This window comes from Streptomyces sp. NPDC017520 (genome assembly GCF_044329855.1).
Lineage (GTDB): Bacteria > Actinomycetota > Actinomycetes > Streptomycetales > Streptomycetaceae > Streptomyces.
This window is the reverse complement of the sequence record NZ_JBIRKB010000008.1, coordinates 144,537-161,261: the sequence shown is the minus strand read 5'-3', so window position 1 is coordinate 161,261 and position 16,725 is coordinate 144,537. Positions and strand designations below refer to the sequence as shown.

The 16,725-nt window shown below is 70.8% G+C and carries 12 protein-coding genes; 6 read left to right on the top strand and 6 right to left on the bottom strand.

Annotation, left to right across the window (positions count from 1 at the left end; all coding sequences use genetic code 11):
- Window positions 1–35: 35 nt before the first annotated feature.
- The 3 genes from ACH4KB_RS20755 to ACH4KB_RS20745 form a co-directional block, all read right to left on the bottom strand.
- Window positions 36–617, bottom strand: a complete 582-nt coding sequence (locus ACH4KB_RS20755) for a hypothetical protein (protein ID WP_398067355.1) — start codon at window positions 615–617, stop codon at window positions 36–38.
- 179 nt (window positions 618–796) lie between these two features.
- A complete protein-coding gene (locus ACH4KB_RS20750) occupies window positions 797–1,714 on the bottom strand; it encodes a tRNA (adenine-N1)-methyltransferase (protein ID WP_398067354.1) in 918 nt (305 codons plus the stop codon).
- Between the two features lie 72 nt (window positions 1,715–1,786).
- Window positions 1,787–3,037, bottom strand: coding sequence for a site-2 protease family protein (locus ACH4KB_RS20745; RefSeq protein WP_398067353.1), 1,251 nt, complete (start codon window positions 3,035–3,037; stop codon window positions 1,787–1,789).
- A 177-nt stretch (window positions 3,038–3,214) separates the two neighbouring features.
- Between ACH4KB_RS20745 and ACH4KB_RS20740 the strand changes: the two genes are divergently transcribed.
- Together ACH4KB_RS20740 and ACH4KB_RS20735 are read left to right on the top strand one after the other, a co-directional pair.
- Entirely contained in the window at window positions 3,215–4,060 is an 846-nt protein-coding gene (locus ACH4KB_RS20740) for a RecB family exonuclease (RefSeq protein ID WP_398067352.1), read from the top strand.
- Window positions 4,061–4,069: 9 nt separating this feature from the next.
- Complete coding sequence (locus ACH4KB_RS20735; protein WP_003970158.1) at window positions 4,070–4,741, top strand: response regulator transcription factor; 672 nt, start codon at window positions 4,070–4,072, stop codon at window positions 4,739–4,741.
- Between the two features lie 128 nt (window positions 4,742–4,869).
- Here ACH4KB_RS20735 and ACH4KB_RS20730 read toward each other — a convergent pair whose 3' ends face one another.
- From ACH4KB_RS20730 to metH, 3 genes are all read right to left on the bottom strand, one after another.
- Window positions 4,870–6,468, bottom strand: coding sequence for an ABC transporter substrate-binding protein (locus tag ACH4KB_RS20730; RefSeq protein ID WP_398067351.1), 1,599 nt, complete (start codon window positions 6,466–6,468; stop codon window positions 4,870–4,872).
- Between the two features lie 323 nt (window positions 6,469–6,791).
- Window positions 6,792–7,502, bottom strand: coding sequence for an HAD family hydrolase (locus tag ACH4KB_RS20725; protein WP_398067350.1), 711 nt, complete (start codon window positions 7,500–7,502; stop codon window positions 6,792–6,794).
- A gap of 144 nt (window positions 7,503–7,646) precedes the next feature.
- A complete protein-coding gene (gene metH / locus ACH4KB_RS20720; RefSeq protein WP_398067349.1) occupies window positions 7,647–11,165 on the bottom strand; it encodes a methionine synthase in 3,519 nt (1,172 codons plus the stop codon).
- 241 nt (window positions 11,166–11,406) lie between these two features.
- Here metH and ACH4KB_RS20715 point away from each other — a divergent pair, with 241 nt between their 5' ends.
- From ACH4KB_RS20715 to ACH4KB_RS20700, 4 genes are all read left to right on the top strand, one after another.
- Window positions 11,407–12,171 carry an IclR family transcriptional regulator gene (locus tag ACH4KB_RS20715; protein WP_398067348.1) on the top strand — a complete coding sequence of 255 codons (765 nt, stop codon included), beginning with the start codon at window positions 11,407–11,409 and terminating at the stop codon, window positions 12,169–12,171.
- 349 nt (window positions 12,172–12,520) lie between these two features.
- The gene (locus tag ACH4KB_RS20710) at window positions 12,521–13,312 is read left to right on the top strand and encodes an MIP/aquaporin family protein (protein ID WP_398067347.1); all 792 of its coding nucleotides are present in this window, start codon (window positions 12,521–12,523) and stop codon (window positions 13,310–13,312) included.
- Window positions 13,313–13,365: 53 nt separating this feature from the next.
- Entirely contained in the window at window positions 13,366–14,910 is a 1,545-nt protein-coding gene (gene glpK / locus ACH4KB_RS20705; protein ID WP_398067346.1) for a glycerol kinase GlpK, read from the top strand.
- A gap of 14 nt (window positions 14,911–14,924) precedes the next feature.
- A complete protein-coding gene (locus ACH4KB_RS20700; protein WP_398067345.1) occupies window positions 14,925–16,535 on the top strand; it encodes an FAD-dependent oxidoreductase in 1,611 nt (536 codons plus the stop codon).
- Window positions 16,536–16,725 lie beyond the last annotated feature (190 nt).

The window sequence follows — 16,725 nt, the reverse complement described above, 5'->3', positions numbered from 1 at the left end:
CGCCCCCTCGTCGGCCGGAGCGCCGCGAAGCGCGTTCAGACGCTGCGCGCGAGGTCCCCGGAGGCGCGGACGAACGCCTTTCCCTTCCACCGCCAGGAGGCCTGTTCCTCCTGGTCGGGGCAGCAGCGGGGCACGTCGAGCGAGGAGTAGCCGAGCAGGGTCGCCGAGACGAGGCCGTCGCGTACGGCGAAGTCCCCGACGGTCTTCCTGTCAGCGGGGTCCACCAGGGTCGCCACGACCCGGGGTGCGGCCCCGCTGCTCCGTGTCAGGACGTAGATGCCGCCGGGCGGGGTCCCCGATCCGGCGGCGCAGTGCACCACGGCGACGGTTTCCGGCCGTCCGTCGCCGTCGAGGTCCCCGGAGGCCTTCTTCGCGACGGTCGTCCCGGCGCCGCCGCACTCCAGCGGGAACTCCACGCCGGCCGGGTCGGGAGCGGGCGCGGGGGTGCCGTGCTGTGTCGTGGTCCGCTGCTCGGGGGCCGTGGCGGTCGCGGTGGCCGTACGGGGCTGGAGCAGCCCGGCCAGTGCGACGACCCCGGCCATCGCCGCGGCCGTGGCGAGCCAGTGCACCGGCTTGGCGGCGGTGTGGGCGAGGTCCGGGAGCGCGGGGGTCTGCACGCGGTCTGTCTCCTGATGGTTCCTGGAAGCCCGGTGAGGGGTGGGAACCCCCTGAGGGGTGGCCAGCATCGTGCCACACCTCACATCCGGGCGGAACGGCGGGGCAACGAAAAGGCACCGCCGCGCGGGTCCCCCGGTCGGTCGGGGAACCGCGCGGCGGCGCCGGTGCGTTGGACGGGTCAGCCGCGGTCGGCGGCGGAGCCCCCGCGGCTCTGGCTGCCGGGTCCGTCGTAGTCCTCGCCGTAGGCGCCCTTGGACGGGCGGCGGCGGCGCAGCGGCGGCTCGACGCCGTCCGCGAGGCGGCGGGCGGTGACCAGGAAGCCGGTGTGGCCGATCATCCGGTGGTCGGGGCGGACGGCGAGGCCCTCCACGTGCCAGTTGCGGATCATCGACTCCCAGGGCTGCGGTTCGGCGAAGCAGCCGATCTCGCGGATGGACTCGACGGTGCGCGAGAGCTGGGTGGTGGTGGCGACGTAGGCACAGAGGATGCCGCCGGGCACCAGCGCCTTGGAGACCGCCTCCAGGCACTCCCAGGGGGCGAGCATGTCCAGCACGACGCGGTCGACGTCGGTGTCGGAGAGGTTGTCCTGGAGGTCCCCGACGGTCAGCTGCCAGGCCGGGTGCGGTGAGCCGAAGTAGCGCTCGACGTTCTGCTGGGCGATCTCGGCGAAGTCCGCGCGGCGCTCGTAGGAGTGCAGCATGCCCTGCTCGCCGATGGCGCGCAGCAGGAAGGTGCTGAGCGAGCCGGACCCGACCCCGGCCTCCACGACGCGGGCGCCGGGGAAGATGTCGGCGAAGGCCAGGATCTGGCCGGCGTCCTTGGGGTAGACCACGGCGGCGCCGCGGGGCATGGACAGGACGTAGTCGGGGAGCAGGGGGCGCAGCGCGAGATAGGCGACGTTTCCCGTGGTGCGGACAACACTGCCCTCGGGAGCACCGATCAGCTCGTCGTGCGGGAAAGAACCCTTGTGGGTGTGGAAGTTCTTTCCGGCTTCGAGCGTGAAGGTGTAGTGGCGGCCCTTGGGGTCGGTGAGCTGTACCTGGTCCCCGACCTTGAAGGGCCCACGTCGGCGGGCGGCACCGGTCGGTTCAGACATGTGACCAGCCTACCGGTGATTCCAGGGCCGCCGACCGCGCGGGCCGCGGCCGTCGACCGTCCGGGAGGGCTGTCAGGCGCCGGGGCGGGCCATGGCCTTGACGAAGGCGCGCTCCACGTCGGCGGTGGAGAGGACTCCGTAGATCTCGCCGGTCTCCTCGACGACCAGGTACTCGGTGGCGGGGGTGGCCTTGAGCCGGTCCAGGAGGGCTTCGCCGGCCAGTTCGGCTGGGACCTTCATGCCGTCGGTGAGGTCCTGGGCGAGGCCGCTGACGGCGACCCAGGGGCGGCGGTGTTCGGGGACTCCGGCGATGGCGGCCTCGCGGACGACGCCCTTGGGGTTGCCCTGTCCGTCGACGACGACCAGGGCGCGGGCACCCGCCTCGTTGGCCCGGCGCAGCGCTTCGGAGAGCGGGGTGGCGGACTCGACGGGGACGGCGCGGCGGGTCAGGGTCCGGGCCCGGAGGTCGGGCAGGTGCTCGCGGAGGCGGGCCATGCGCAGGCTGTTCCCGGCGCCGGTCCAGATGATGCCCGCGAGGATCGCGGCGAGCAGCGCGTCCATGACGGTCTCGACGCCGCCGATGTTCTGGGCGGTGCCGCCGAGTGCTCCGGTGTGGGTGAGCAGCGGCAGTCCGACGAGGACGACGACGGCGAGGCCGCGGCCGACCCAGGCGGCGGCGATGGTGCCGCTCATGGGCTTGCCGGTGATCTTCCAGACGACGGCGCGGAGCATCCGGCCGCCGTCCAGCGGCAGGCCGGGCAGCAGGTTGAAGGCGGCCACGATGAGGTTGGAGATCATCAGGCCCGCGACCAGGACGCCTGGGACGGTGCCGGGCTCGACGAACTGCATCGCGCCGTAGAAGACGCCGCCGAGGACCAGGGACAGCAGCGGTCCGACGAAGGCGAGGACGAACTCGCGGCCGGGTGTCTCGCTCTCCTTCTCGATCTCCGAGACGCCGCCGAAGAACTGGAGCTGGATGCGGCGGACCGGGAGCTTGTAGCGCAGCGCGGCGACCGTGTGGGCCAGTTCGTGGACGAGTACGGAGGCGTAGAAGGCGATGGCGAAGAACAGGGCGACGAGGTAGCGGGCGGCGCCCAGCTCGGGCAGCACCCGGTCGAGCTGGCCGCCGAACACCCAGGTGATCAGCGCGGCGACGACGAACCAGCTGGGGGCGACGTAGACGGGCACGCCGAAGGGCCGGCCCATGAGCAGGCCGCCGCCCGGCTCGGCGGGGCGTCTCGGCTTGCCGTTGTCGGGATCGGCGCCGGGGGCCGTTCCCCCTGCGCCGGGCTGCGGCCGCCCGCTGTCGCCGCTGTCGTCCACGGGGTCCCTTCGGTTCGGTGAGTGGCGTTTGCCACGATCATGCAGTGTGCGAGGGTCTGCCGTCGATGGTATGCCGCTCGCTGTCAGTGGCGGGCCGTAGGGTCTGGAGACATGACTTCCGTGCCGCGGCCGCCCCAGCCGCCTTCGTCCCTGTCGCCGTCGCGGGCGAGCGATTTCATGCAGTGTCCCTTGCTCTACCGCTTCCGGGTCATCGACAAGCTGCCGGAGAAGCCCAGCGAGGCGGCTACCCGCGGCACGCTGGTCCATGCGGTGCTTGAGCGGCTCTTCGACGCACCGGCGGCCGACCGGACGGCGCCGCGGGCGCGCGCGCTGATTCCCGGCCAGTGGGACCGGCTGCTGGAGTCGAAGCCGGAGCTGAGCGGGCTGTTCGCCGGGGATACCGAGGGGGAGCGCCTGACGCGCTGGCTGGGTGAGGCGGAGCGGTTGGTGGACCGGTGGTTCTCGCTGGAGGACCCGACGCGTCTTGAGCCGGCGGAGCGTGAGCTGTTCGTCGAGACGGAGCTGGAGTCGGGGCTGCGGCTGCGCGGGGTGATCGACCGGGTGGACGTCGCGCCGAGCGGCGAGGTCCGGATCGTCGACTACAAGACGGGGAAGGCGCCGCGGCCGGAGTATTCCGACGGTCCGCTGTTCCAGATGACGTTCTACGCGCTGGTGATCTGGCGGCTGAAGGGCGTGGTGCCGCGCCGCCTCCAGCTGGTCTATCTGGGGAGCGGGGACGTGCTGACGTACGACCCGGTGGTGGCGGACCTGGAGCGGGTGGAGCGCAAGCTGCTGGCGTTGTGGGAGGCGATCTCGCTGGCGACGGAGACCGGTGACTGGCGGCCCCGGCCGACGAAGCTGTGCGGCTGGTGCGACCACCAGGCGGTGTGTCCGGAATTCGGCGGGACTCCCCCGGTATACCCGCTGTCGGTCCGCCCTGCGGATTCGGGTGAGGATGGCCAGGGCAGAATGGGACCGGTCCAGGCCGAGGCCGGCCGTGCCGTGGCCCTTGAGGGCCCTTAAGGAGTTCCTGTGGCGATCCGCGTCCTTCTGGTCGATGACCAGCCTCTGCTGCGCACCGGTTTCCGGATGATTCTGGAGGCCGAAGGCGATCTGGCGGTGGTCGGTGAGGCCGGTGACGGTCTGCAGGCCATCGATCAGGTGCGGGCGCTGCAGCCCGATGTGGTGCTGATGGACATCCGGATGCCGCGGATGGACGGCGTGGAGGCCACGCGTCAGATCACCGGTCCCGGGAAGGACGGCCCGGCGAAGGTGCTGGTGCTGACCACCTTCGATCTCGACGAGTACGTGGTGGAGGCGCTGCGCGCGGGGGCGAGCGGCTTCCTGCTGAAGGACGCTCCGGCGGCGGAGCTGGTGCAGGCGATCCGGGTGGTGGCGGCGGGCGAGGCGATGCTCGCTCCGAGCATCACGCGTCGGCTGCTGGACAAGTACGCGGACCACCTGCCGTCCGGTGAGGACCCGGTGCCGGACGCGCTGCACACGCTGACGGACCGTGAGGTCGAGGTGCTGAAGCTGGTGGCGCGGGGCCTGTCCAACGCGGAGATCGCGGCGGATCTGTTCGTCAGCGAGACGACGGTCAAGACGCATGTGGGCCATGTGCTGACGAAGCTGGGCCTGCGGGACCGGGTGCAGGCCGCGGTGTACGCGTACGAGAGCGGGCTGGTGCGTCCCGGCGCGCAGTAGCGGCCCCGCGCCACACGCACGCACACGCACACGCACACGCACACGCACACGCACACGACGAAGCCGTCCGGCCCGTCCCCGCCCTTGAAACAGGAGGGGGACGGGCCGGACGGCTTTCCGGTCGGGTCTCAGACGCTGGGCCGGTTGAGCTCCCAGAGCTGGAGTTCGGAGGTGGCGCTGACGGAACGCTCCACACCGGCGATCCCGTCGCGGGAGGCCACGTACTGCTTGCCCTGCCAGATCGGCAGCACCGGAACATCGGTGGCGACGATGTCCTGGAGCTTCTCGTAGGTGGCGCCGGCGGCGGTGCGGTCGGTCTCGCGGCGGGACCGCGGGATGAGGACCTCCTGAGCCTCGCGCGAGCGGTAGGGCGAGTTGAGGAAGTTGTTCTCGTCCAGGAAGGGCGCGGTGTAGTTGTCCGGGTCCGGGAAGTCGGGGAACCAGCCCATGCCGTAGGCCGCGTAGTCGCCGCGCTTCTGCTCGGGGCGGTACTGCGACCACTCCTTGCCCTGGACGGAGACGTCGAAGAGGCCCGAGCTGTTCAGCTGCTGCTGGATCGCCTTGAACTCCTCGGCGGTGGCCGGGCCGTAGTGGTCGCTGGTGTAGTGCAGGGTGAACTTCACCGGCGTCTTGATCCCGGCGTCGTCGAGGATGGCCCGGGCCTTGGCGGTGCTGGGCTCGCCGTACTTGTTGAAGAAGGCGTTGGTGTGCCCGGCGATGCTGGACGGGATCAGGGAGTAGAGCGGTTCGGCGGTGGTGCCGTACACCTTGCCCGCGATCGCGCCCCGGTCGACGATCTGCGCGATGGCCTGCCGGACGGGCTTGCTGACCGCGGGGTCCTTGGTGTCGAACCCGAGGTAGCTGATGGCCAGGCCGGGCAGCTCGGTGAGCTCGATGCCCTCCTCCGGCTCCACGAGCAGGTCGCGGGCCTGCTGGGGCGACATCGCCCGGGTCATCATGTGGATCTTCTCCTCGTCGAGCGCCCTGCCCATGGCCTCGGCGTCGGGGAACAGCTCCATCTCGACCTTGTCGTTGAGGACCTTCAGCTCGCCCTTGTACGAGGGGTTCTTGGTGAAGGCGATCTCGACGACCCGGCCGTCCTCGACCCGCGGCTTCATGGTGTACGGGCCGGAGCCGTTCACCTGGAAGCCGGTGCGGCCCTCCTCCGCCGGGTACTGCGCCTTCGGGACGATGCCGGCGGCGGGGGTGGCGAGCTTGTACGGGAAGGTCGCGTCGGGCGCGTTCAGGTGGAAGATCACCTGGTCGTCGCCCTTGGTCTCGATCATGTCGATGTTGGCGAGGAGTCCGACCGGCCCGCTGTCCGCGTCGATGTCGATGACGCGCTGGATGGAGTGCTTCACGTCCTCGGCGGTGACGGGCGCCCCGTCGGCGAAGGTGAGGCCCGCCCGCAGGGTGCAGCGGTAGCTCTCGTTCGCGGTGTCGGTGAAGGTACAGCTGCGGGCGGCCTCGGGCACCGGCTCCCCGCCGCCGCTCGGCACCGTGGTCAAGGTCTGCACGGTCTGCCGCAGGACGTTCCAGACGCCCGCCTCGTAGCCGATGGCCGGGTCGAGCGGCGCGGGGTTCTCCTTGGAGGCCACGAGCTGGTCCGTGGTGCCGACGACGATGGCTCCGTTGCCACCGGCGCCGCTGTCCGTGCTGCCGCAGGCGGCGAGCACGGGGGCGAGCAGGCCGACGACGGCCGGCAGCACCAGGGTCTTGCGGTTCATCTGGACGTTCTCCCTCATCCCGGCAGGTGAGGAATCAAAGCTAGTAGCCACCGGTGATGCCTTTGACCGTCCGGCGGACGGCACCCGCGTCTCCCGCGACCGGGTGGGATGACATACGACCACCATTAAGGACAGCTCACCCGATCTCGGCAGCCCTCCGGAGACCTCCAGGTGAGGAAGGTCACCTGCCGGACCTCTTCACAGACGCACCCCGCAACTGATCCACATCCACGGAACGTTGCCGGAACGCACACGGGGACGACCAGAAAATCCGCTGTTCGTTCACAACTGCGCGGCGGGCGCGGGCGCACGCCCGGTGCGGGTCAGCCCGTTCCGCCCGCCTGGGTGATGAGCTTGCGCAGGAAGGCGAGGTCGACCTCTTCGAGGGAGCCGACGACCACGCGTCCGGCCGCGGGCGCGATCGGGGCGACGGAGGGCACGGCGACGACCCGGCAGCCGGCGGCCTCGGCAGCGGCCACCCCGGTCGCCGTGTCCTCGATGACGGCGCAGCGCCAGGGATCGGCGCCGAAGCCCGCGGCCGCGGTGAGGTAGGGCTCGGGGTGGGGCTTGGTCCGGGCGACCTCGTCCCCGGCGACGGTGAGCGCGAAGTGGTGGCGGCCCACCGATTCCAGCACCCGGTCGATGATCCGGCGGTGGGAGGCGGAGACGAGCGCGGTGGGCACCTCGTAAGCGGCCAGCTCGGCGAGCAGCCGCTCGGCGCCCGGCATCAGCGGCACCCCGCGCTCGATGCGCTTCTCGAATCCGTCGTTGAGCAGCACGGTCAGCTCGTCCAGCCGGATGTCGGCGCCGGTGGCGTCGATGAGGTAGCCGGCGCTGCGGGTCATCGGCCCGCCGACGACCACGTCCCGCCAGGCCTCGTCCAGCCGGTGCCCGAGGCCTGCGAAGACCTCCTTCTCGACGTCCCACCAGAAGCCCTCGGTATCGACCAGGGTTCCGTCCATGTCGAGAAGGACCGCCTGCAGGGCGGCGCCTTCGGCCGTGCGGGTCAAGGACGCGGGGACCGTACTGGTCATCCGGCACACCTTCCGTAAGGGACGAGAAGGCCGGCCGCCATTCCCGGAAAACGGGAGGGCGACCGGCCTGCACTGGACCGACCAGTGTACGACGTGTCCGGCCGCGGTGCGCGAAGGGCACGAGGCCGCGGCGGGAATACGGGGTTACCGCGCGTTGAAGTACTTCGCCTCGGGGTGGTGGATGACGATGGCGTCGGTGGACTGCTCCGGGTGGAGCTGGAACTCCTCGGAGAGGTGTACGCCGATGCGTTCCGGCTGGAGGAGGTCGGCGATCTTCGCCCGGTCCTCCAGGTCCGGGCACGCCCCGTAACCGAGCGAGAACCGCGCGCCGCGGTACTTCAGCGCGAACATGTCCTCGACGTCCGCCGGGTCCTCCCCGGCGAAGCCCAGCTCGCTGCGGACCCGGGCGTGCCAGTACTCGGCGAGCGCCTCGGCGAGCTGGACGGAGAGGCCGTGCAGCTCCAGGTAGTCGCGGTAGGAGTTGGCGGCGAACAGTTCGGCGGTGGCCTCGCCGATCCGGGAGCCGACGGTGACGATCTGGAGGCCGATGACGTCGGTCTCGCCGGATTCCTCGGGACGGAAGAAGTCGGCGAGGCAGAGGCGGCGGCCGCGGCGCTGGCGCGGGAAGGTGAAGCGGGTGCGCTCGGAGCCGTCCTCGTGGAGGAGGACCAGGTCGTCGCCCTTGGAGACGCAGGGGAAGTAGCCGTAGACGACGGCTGCTTCCAGCAGGTTGTTGGACTGGAGGTGGTCGAGCCAGCCGCGCAGGTGCGGGCGCCCCTCGGTCTCCACCAGCTCCTCGTACGTCGGTCCGTCGCCGGTCCGGGCCTGCTTGAGGCCCCACTGGCCCTTGAACAGCGCGCCCTCGTCGAGCCAGGAGGCGTAGTCCTTGAGCGGGATGCCCTTGATGACGCGGGTGCCCCGGAACGGCGGCTCGGGGATGGGGTTGGTGGTGGAGACGTCCGAGCGCACCGAGCCCTCGGGCTCCTCGACCTCCAGGACCGCGGTGTCGATGTCCTTCTTGGGCACTCGGCGCTGCTTGAGCTCGGGCAGGACCGCGCCGGGCACGCCGCGCTTGACGCCGATGAGCGCGTCCATGAGGCGCAGGCCTTCGAAGGCGTCGCGGGCGTAGCGGACCTCGCCCTCGTAGATCTCGTGCAGGTCCTGCTCGACGTAGGCCCTGGTCAGCGCGGCGCCGCCGAGGATGACGGGGAAGTCGGCGGCCATCTTGCGCTGGTTGAGCTCCTGGAGGTTCTCCTTCATGATCACCGTCGACTTCACCAGGAGGCCGGACATGCCGATCACGTCGGCGCGGTGTTCCTCGGCGGCTTCCAGGATCGCGGAGACGGGCTGCTTGATGCCGAGGTTGACGACGTTGTAGCCGTTGTTGGAGAGGATGATGTCGACGAGGTTCTTGCCGATGTCGTGGACGTCGCCGCGGACGGTGGCGAGCACGATCGTGCCCTTGCCGTCGTCGTCGGTCTTCTCCATGTGCGGCTCCAGATGGGCCACCGCGGTCTTCATGACCTCGGCGGACTGGAGCACGAACGGCAGTTGCATCTGGCCGGAGCCGAACAGCTCGCCGACCACCTTCATGCCTTCCAGCAGCGTGTTGTTGACGATGTCGAGGGCCGGGGTGTCCTGGAGGGCCTCGTCCAGGTCGGCCTCCAGGCCGTTCTTCTCTCCGTCGATGATGCGGCGCTGGAGGCGCTCGTCCAGCGGGAGGGCCATCAGCTCCTCGGCCTTGCCCGCCTTCATCGACTTCATGTTGACGCCCTCGAACAGCTCCATGAGCTTCTGGAGGGGGTCGTAGCCCTCGGCGCGGCGGTCGTAGATCAGGTCGAGGGCGACCTTGACCTGCTCCTCCTCCAGCCGGGCGATCGGCAGGATCTTCGAGGCGTGCACGATCGCGGAGTCCAGACCCGCCTTGACGCACTCGTCCAGGAAGACGGAGTTCAGCACGACGCGGGCGGCCGGGTTCAGGCCGAAGGAGATGTTGGAGAGGCCCAGCGTGGTCTGGACGTCCGGGTGGCGCTTCTTCAGCTCGCGGATCGCTCCGATGGTGGCGATGCCGTCACCGCGGGACTCCTCCTGACCGGTGCAGATGGTGAAGGTCAGGGTGTCGATGAGGATGTCCGACTCGTGGATGCCCCAGTTGGTGGTGAGGTCCTCGATCAGCCGCTCGGCGATGGCGACCTTGTGCTCGACCGTACGGGCCTGGCCCTCCTCGTCGATCGTGAGGGCGATCAGGGCGGCGCCGTGCTCGGAGGCCAGGGCGCTGACCTGGGCGAAGCGGGACTCGGGGCCGTCGCCGTCCTCGTAGTTCACCGAGTTCAGCACGGCCCGGCCGCCGAGCTTCTCCAGGCCGGCGCGGAGCACGGGCAGTTCGGTGGAGTCCAGCACGATCGGGAGGGTGGAGGCGGTCGCGAAGCGGCCGGCCAGCTCCGCCATGTCGGCGACGCCGTCACGGCCCACGTAGTCGACGCAGAGGTCGAGCATGTGCGCGCCCTCGCGGATCTGGTCGCGGGCCATCTCCACGCAGTCGTCCCAGCGGGCCTCCAGCATGGCCTCGCGGAACTTCTTGGAGCCGTTGGCGTTGGTGCGCTCCCCGATCGCCAGGTAGGCGGTGTCCTGGCGGAAGGGGATGGTCTGGTAGAGCGAGGCCGCGCCGGGCTCGGGGCGCGGGTCCCGCTCGGTCGGCGTGAGCCCGCGGACCCGCTCCACGACCTTACGCAGGTGCTCCGGCGTCGTACCGCAGCAACCGCCGATGAGGGAGAGGCCGTAGTCCCGGACGAAGTGCTCCTGGGAGTCGGCGAGACCGTCGGGGCCGAGCGGGAAGTGCGCGCCGTCCTTGGTGAGGACGGGCAGGCCGGCGTTGGGCATGCACATCAGGGGCGTACGGGAGTGGCGGGCGAGGTAGCGCAGGTGCTCGCTCATCTCGTCCGGGCCGGTCGAGCAGTTCAGCCCGATCAGGTCGATGCCCAGCGGCTCCAGGGCGGTCAGGGCGGCGCCGATCTCGGAGCCGAGCAGCATGACGCCGGTCGTCTCGAAGGCGAGGGAGCAGATCAGCGGCACGTGGACGCCGAGGGCGTCCATCGCCCGGCGCGCGCCGATGATGCTGGACTTGGTCTGCAGCAGGTCCTGGGTGGTCTCGACGATCAGCGCGTCGGAGCCGCCGGTGAGGAGGCCTTCGGCGTTCTTCTGGTAGCCGTCGCGCAGGACGTCGTAGGTGATGTGGCCGAGCGAGGGCAGCTTGGTGCCGGGGCCGATCGAGCCGAGGACCCAGCGCTGCCGGCCGTCCTTCTGCGCGAACTCGTCCGCGACCTCACGGGCGATTCGCGCGCCGGACTCGGAGAGCTCGAAGATCCGGTCGGCGATCTCGTACTCGTTCGCGGCGGAGTGGTTCGCGCCGAAGGTGTTCGTCTCGACGCAGTCGACGCCGACCGCGAAGTACTCCTCGTGGACCGAGCGCACGATGTCGGGCCGGGTGACGTTCAGGATCTCGTTGCAGCCTTCGAGGTTCTCGAAGTCCTCCAGCGTGGGGTCCTGTGCCTGGAGCATGGTGCCCATCGCCCCGTCGGCCACCACCACACGGGTGGCGAGTGCCTCTCGGAGCGCGTCTGCGCGGGTCCGGCTGTCGGCGGCGGATGTCGGCAACGAGGCCATGGATGATCTCCCAGGGATGCGACGGCTGTCGGCTTTGCGTCCTTCTTGGGGGAAGGCGCACCTCGCCAGCCTAGCCGGACACCGCCCGGGACCGTAGGGGGCGTCCATGGGACGGACTGCATGCTGTGCGGGTGCGGCGGGTGCGGCCCGGTGGCGGAGACTTTCTCCCGGAGTCCGGCGCAGGTCGGCATCGACCGATAGTGTTCAGCATTGTCGAACCGAGGTGGAGGAGTACGGCGCGATGGCCAAGAACATCCAGTCGCTGGAGCGGGCGGCCGCGATGCTGCGTCTGCTGGCGGGCGGCGAGCGCCGGCTCGGGCTCTCCGACATCGCCTCCTCGCTGGGGCTGGCCAAGGGCACCGCGCACGGCATTCTGCGCACGCTCCAACTGGAGGGCTTCGTCGAACAGGACGCGGCGTCGGGCCGCTACCAGCTGGGCGCGGAACTGCTGCGGCTGGGCAACAGCTATCTGGACGTCCACGAGCTGCGGGCGCGCGCCCTGGTCTGGACGGACGACCTGGCCCGCTCCAGCGGCGAGAGCGTGCACCTCGGGGTGTTGCACCAGCACGGCGTACTCATCGTCCACCACGTCTTCCGGCCCGACGACAGCCGCCAGGTGCTGGAGGTCGGGGCCATGCAGCCGCTGCACTCCACGGCGCTGGGCAAGGTGCTGTCCGCGTACGACCCGGTGGCCCACAGCGAGGTCATGGAGGCGGAGCGCCGCTCCTTCACCGGCCGCACCGTCACCGCCGCCGACGCCTTCGAGTCGATGCTCGACCTGATCCGGGCCCAGGGCTGGGCCGCCGACGCCGAGGAGACCTGGGAGGGTGTGGCCGCGGTGGCCGCCCCCATCCACGACCGGCGCAGGATGCCCGTCGGGGCGGTCGCCGTGACGGGCGCGGTGGAGCGGGTGGCCCCGGGCGGCAGTCTCCGCCCCGAGCTGATCGCGGCCGTGCGCGACTGCGCCCGCGCGGTCTCCCGGGATCTGGGCGCCGGCCGCTTCTGAGCCTTCCACGGCCCGTCCCGCCCCTTCCGGCACTCCGTACCGACCCGCGCCCGCTCGCGCCCCGGGGCGCCCGGGCCGTCCCGGTCCGTCGCGGTAACGATCGCGTCGCGCACCGAGTCGTGGACCACATAACCCTTGACGCTTCCTTCACTCGGGGGAAACACTGCCGTTCAACGGTCGGCATTGTCGAACGCCTAACGGCAATACGCGTTAGGGTGTGACGGTGCCAAGGGCCGGTCAAGCCCTTACAGATGGGCTGCCCACGCTTCGTGGATACCCATCTGGGGCGCGGAACACCGGCGGGACCGGTGCTCCGCTCTCCCCTGGACGAAGGACAAAGGAGTCGCGGGTGTCCAGCTCCGACATATTCATCGGCGAGACCATAGGTACCGCCGTACTCATCCTGCTCGGCGGCGGTGTCTGTGCCGCCGTCACGCTGAAGAGCTCGAAGGCCCGTGACGCGGGCTGGCTGGCCATCACCTTCGGGTGGGGTTTCGCCGTGCTGACCGGCGCCTATCTCGCCGGCGGCGTATCGGGCGCCCATCTCAATCCCGCGGTCACGGTCGGCCTCGCCATCGAGGGCGGCACCGCCTGGGGCGACGTCCCCCTCTACCTCGGCTCGCAGCTGCTCGGCGCGATGATCGGCGCCCTGCTCGTCTGGGCGGTCTACTACGGCCAGTTCCACGCGCATCTGACCGACCCGGAGATCATCGCGACCACGTCCACCGACGAGGGCATGGTCGACCGGGCCGCCGCCCCGAAGGCCGGCCCGGTGCTCGGGATCTTCTCCACCGGCCCCGAGATCCGCAACGGCGTACAGAACGTGATCACCGAGATCGTCGCGACCGTCGTGCTGGTCCTGGCGATCCTGACCCAGGGCCTGAACGACGAGGGCAACGGCCTCGGCACGCTCGGCGCGCTGATCACCGCCCTGGTCGTCGTCTCCATCGGCCTCTCGCTCGGCGGCCCGACCGGCTACGCCATCAACCCGGTCCGCGACCTCGGTCCGCGCATCGTGCACTCCCTGCTGCCGCTGCCGAACAAGGGTGGTTCGGACTGGGGCTACGCGTGGGTACCCATCGTGGGCCCGCTCATCGGCGGCGCACTCGCCGGCGGGCTCTACAACCTCGCCTTCGCGTAGACACCGAAGTCCCAGCCGCACCTCTTCACTCCACAGACTTCCGGGAGCACACCGTGACCGACGCACACACCACCGGCACCCACGGCACCGGGCCGTTCATCGCGGCCATCGACCAGGGCACCACCTCCAGCCGCTGCATCGTCTTCGACAAGGACGGCCGGATCGTCTCCGTCGACCAGAAGGAGCACGAGCAGATCTTCCCGAAGCCGGGCTGGGTCGAGCACGACGCGACCGAGATCTGGGAGAACGTCCAGGAGGTCGTCGCCGGGGCCATCGTCAAGGCCGGGATCACCTCCGCCGACGTCAAGGCGATCGGCATCACCAACCAGCGCGAGACCACGCTGATGTGGGACAAGCACACCGGTGAGCCGGTCCACAACGCGCTGGTCTGGCAGGACACCCGCACCGACGCGCTCTGCAAGGAGCTCGGCCGCAACGTGGGCCAGGACCGGTTCCGCCGCGAGACCGGGCTGCCGCTCGCCTCGTACTTCGCCGGCCCCAAGGTCCGCTGGCTGCTCGACAACGTCGAGGGGCTGCGCGAGCGCGCCGAGGCCGGCGACATCCTCTTCGGCACCATGGACTCCTGGGTCATCTGGAACCTGACCGGCGGTACCGACGGCGGGGTGCACGTCACCGACGTCACCAACGCTTCCCGCACCCTCCTGATGAACCTGCACACCATGGCGTGGGACGAGAAGATCCTCTCCTCCATCGGCATCCCGGCGGCGGTGCTCCCCGAGATCCGCTCCTCCGCCGAGGTGTACGGCCACGCCAAGGGCGGCATCCTCGACGGCATCCCCGTCGCCTCCGCGCTCGGCGACCAGCAGGCGGCGCTCTTCGGCCAGACCTGCTTCGCCGAGGGCGAGGCCAAGTCCACGTACGGCACCGGCACCTTCATGCTGATGAACACCGGATCCACCCCGGTGAACTCGTACAACGGGCTGCTCACCACCGTCGGCTACCAGATCGGGGACAAACCCCCGGTGTACGCGCTGGAGGGCTCCATCGCGGTCACCGGCTCGCTGGTGCAGTGGATGCGCGACCAGATGGGCCTGATCAAGTCGGCCGCCGAGATCGAGACGCTGGCCTCCTCGGTCGAGGACAACGGCGGCGCGTACTTCGTGCCCGCCTTCTCCGGCCTCTTCGCCCCCTACTGGCGCCCCGACGCCCGCGGGGTGATCACCGGTCTCACCCGTTACGTCACCAAGGCGCACATCGCCCGTGCCGTCCTGGAGGCCACCGCCTGGCAGACCCGCGAGATCAGCGACGCCATGACGAAGGACTCCGGCGTCGAGCTGGCCGCGCTCAAGGTCGACGGCGGCATGACGTCCAACAACCTGCTGATGCAGACGCTCGCCGACTTCCTGGACGCGCCGGTGGTGCGCCCCATGGTCGCCGAGACCACCTGCCTCGGCGCCGCCTACGCCGCCGGCCTGGCCGTCGGCTTCTGGCCGGACACCGACGCGCTGCGCGCCAACTGGCGCCGGGCCGCCGAGTGGACACCCCGCATGGACGCGGACACCCGTGCCCGCGAGTACAAGAGCTGGCTCAAGGCCGTCGAACGGACCATGGGCTGGGTCGAGGACGAAGAAAGCTGACGAGGAGCATCACCATGACCACCCTGCAGAGCGTTCCCGCCCTCGGAACGCACCCGGCCTCCGGCTCGCTGCCGAGCCGCGCCGAGACCCGGGACCAGCTGTCCCGGGCCACGTACGACCTCCTGGTCATCGGCGGCGGCATCCTGGGCATCTCCACCGCCTGGCATGCCGCGCAGTCCGGGCTGCGGGTGGCTCTGGTGGACGCCGGCGACTTCGCCGGCGCCACCTCCTCCGCCTCCTCCAAGCTCCTCCACGGCGGTCTGCGCTACCTCCAGACCGGTGCGGTCAAGCTGGTCGCGGAGAACCACTTCGAGCGCCGCGCGGTCTCCCGCGAGGTGGCCCCGCACCTGGCCAACCCGCTCACCTTCTACCTGCCGGTCTACAAGGGCGGCCCGCACGGCGCGGCCAAGCTCGGCGCCGGCGTCTTCGCCTACTCCGCGCTCTCCGCGTTCGGCGACGGCGTCGGCCATGTCATCTCCCCGGCCAAGGCGCAGCGCGACGTCCCCGAGCTGCGCACCGACAACCTGAAGGCCGTCGCGGTCTACGGCGACGACCAGATGAACGACGCCCGCATGGCGCTGATGACGGTCCGCGCGGCCGTCGACGCGGGCGCGGTCGTCCTGAACCACGCGGCGGTCACCGGACTGCGCTTCACCCGGGGCCGGGTCACGGGCGCCGACCTGAAGGACAGCACGGACGGCACCGAGTTCGGCGTCACCGCCCGGCTCGTGCTGAACGCCACCGGCCCCTGGGTCGACCACCTGCGGAAGATGGAGGACCCGAACGCGGCCCCCTCCATCCGGCTGTCCAAGGGCGCGCACCTGGTCCTCAGGCGGACCCGGCCGTGGCGGGCGGCGCTGGCCACCCCGATCGACAAGTACCGGATCACGTTCGCCCTGCCGTGGGAGGACATGCTGCTGCTCGGCACGACGGACGAGGAGTACGAGGGCGACCCGGCGGACGTCTCGGTGACCGAGGCGGACACCGCGCAGATCCTCGACGAGGCGGCGTTCTCGATCAAGGACCAGCAGCTGTCGCGTGACCTGATCACGTACTCCTTCGCGGGTCTGCGGGTGCTGCCCGGCGGTCCCGGCGACACCTCCAAGGCCAAGCGCGAGACGGTCGTCACCGAGGGCCGCGGCGGGATGCTGTCGGTCGCCGGCGGCAAGTGGACGACGTTCCGCCACATCGGCCGCACCGTCATGAACAAGCTGGCCGCCCTGCCCGGGCACCCGCTGGCCGAGGACATGGAGCCGATGAACCGGCTGCCGCGGAAACTCCCGCTGCCCGGTATCGCCAACCCGAACGCGGTGGCGCACCGGCTGCTGATCGACGGCGGCACACCCGGCCCCCGGATGGCGCCGGACACCGCCCGGCACCTGGCCACGCACTACGGTTCGCTCGCCTTCGACATCGCCCGGCTGGCGAACGAGAACCCGGAGCTGGCCGAGCGCGTCCACCCGGACGCCCCGGAGATCTGGGCGCAGGTCGCCTACGCCCGGGACCACGAGTGGGCCGAGACGGCGGACGACGTGCTGCGCCGCCGGACCACGCTGACGATCCGGGGCCTGGCGACGGGAGACGTCCGCGCCGGCGTCGAGAGGCTGCTGGCCGAAAGGGACTGACCCACACGTACGAGGACGGGGCGGCTCCCCGGGGGAGCCGCCCCGTCGGCGCGGTCGCGGGGGCCATGATGCACTGATCCGCCCGATGATCCACTCCCGGTGGCAAGGTTCACCCGGCCGTGCAAGAGGGCTGCGGCGGGGCCCCCCGGACGCCGTAAGGTTGCTCCGTACGTATGGAGACATCGGAAGG

Excerpts from the sequence above, each read along its gene's own strand:
- metH (WP_398067349.1), bottom strand. The coding sequence starts at position 11,165 with ATGGCCTCGTTGCCGACATCCGCCGCCGACAGCCGGACCCGCGCAGAC.
- ACH4KB_RS20700 (WP_398067345.1), top strand. The coding sequence starts at position 14,925 with ATGACCACCCTGCAGAGCGTTCCCGCCCTCGGAACGCACCCGGCCTCC.
- ACH4KB_RS20715 (WP_398067348.1), top strand. The coding sequence starts at position 11,407 with ATGGCCAAGAACATCCAGTCGCTGGAGCGGGCGGCCGCGATGCTGCGT.
- ACH4KB_RS20725 (WP_398067350.1), bottom strand. The coding sequence starts at position 7,502 with ATGACCAGTACGGTCCCCGCGTCCTTGACCCGCACGGCCGAAGGCGCC.
- ACH4KB_RS20740 (WP_398067352.1), top strand. The coding sequence starts at position 3,215 with ATGCAGTGTCCCTTGCTCTACCGCTTCCGGGTCATCGACAAGCTGCCG.
- ACH4KB_RS20750 (WP_398067354.1), bottom strand. The coding sequence starts at position 1,714 with ATGTCTGAACCGACCGGTGCCGCCCGCCGACGTGGGCCCTTCAAGGTC.
- ACH4KB_RS20730 (WP_398067351.1), bottom strand. The coding sequence starts at position 6,468 with ATGAACCGCAAGACCCTGGTGCTGCCGGCCGTCGTCGGCCTGCTCGCC.